Here is a 1,354-nt window from a genome sequence, read left to right as displayed (position 1 = left end):
ACGACGGCCGCGGCGCTCGCGGCCCTGTCGGGCGTGGCGGCGTCGACCGTCGACGAGTGCGCGGTGGCCGGGACGCTGGTCGCTGCCGAGGGACGCTACGGGTTCGCCCACGAGCTGATCCGGCTCGCCGTCGAGCAGGACGTGGCGTCGTACCAGGCCGCCGAGCTGCACCGGATGGCCCTGACGGTGCTCGCCCGCGAGGGTGCCAACCACGCCGAGCTCGCCCACCACGCGGAGCAGGCGGGAGACCTGGCCGCCACCCTCGAGCACGCGAGAGCGGCCGCCGACGAGGCGGCCCGGCTGCACTCGCACCGAGAGGCCATCGCCCAGTGCCGGCGGGCCCTGCAGGTGGTCCAACCGCTCGGCGCCGGGGACGAGCTGCGCGCCGAGCTCCTCGACCAGCTCACCAGGCTGCACGGCCTGATGGACCGCTGGGAGCTCGCCGAGGAAGCCAACCGGGAAGCCCTGGTCATCCGCCGGCGGCTGGGTGACCCCGCGCAGCTCTCGGTCACGCTGAGGCACCGGGTCCTGTGCCTGTGGCGCCTGTGCCGGGCGGACGCGACGGCGGCGGCCGCGCGCGAGCTGCTCGACCTCACCGACCGGTGTTCGGACACCGTCGAGCACGCCTGGGCGCTGGCGTACCACTGCTGCGTCGCCGGTCCGGAGGCGATGCTCGAGACACGCCTGCGGGAGGCCGACGAGGCGATCCGTCTCGGCGAGGCACACGGGGACCGGGAGGTCGTGGCACACGCCCTCCAGACCCGGGGCACCCTGCTGATCATGCGTGGGGAGGACGGCCTCGAGGACATCCGGCGCGCTCTGCGCGTTGCCCAGGACTCGGGCAACGACGCGCAGGCGGCGCGTGCCTGCGCCAACCTCTACGAGCTCGCGACCGCCCAGCTGCTCCACGAGGAGTACGACTGGGTCTGGGACGAGGGCATGCGCTGGTGCGACGACCACGAGATGCGCACCTGGACCCTGTGCCTCTCCGCCGTCCGCGCCCAGGTCCTGATGCGACGCGGCAGCCCGGGTGCCGCCATCGAGCTCGCCGCCCGGGCGCTCGAGCAGGCGATCTCCCAGGTGAACCGGGCGCACCTGCACATCCCGTTCCTGACCAGCAAGGTCCGACGGGGCGACCCCGGTGTCCACCCGGCGCTGCTCGCGGCACGCAGCCTGGCTGCCGACTCAGGAGACGCATGCTGGCAGCTGCCGATCGAGACCGCGATCTGCGAGCTGGCGTGGCTGGCGGACGACGCCGCGCTCGTCGACGCCGAGGTCCTGCGGCTGTACGCCTCGACCGCCGGCACCGAGCCCTGGCTGCGTGCCGCGCTGGCCGCCGCGCTCGCCCGGGTGG

The 1,354-nt window shown here is 74.6% G+C and carries 1 protein-coding gene; it reads left to right on the top strand.

The genetic code is table 11. From position 1 onward, the window contains the following. Window positions 1-1,354 (top strand): hypothetical protein (locus E7Z54_RS23590; protein WP_168798445.1); only part of this gene is annotated, 1,354 nt, incomplete at both ends.

The organism is Nocardioides sp., from assembly GCF_004803405.1.
Lineage (GTDB): Bacteria > Actinomycetota > Actinomycetes > Propionibacteriales > Nocardioidaceae > Nocardioides > Nocardioides vastitatis.
This window is presented reverse-complemented; position numbering and strand designations above follow the sequence as displayed.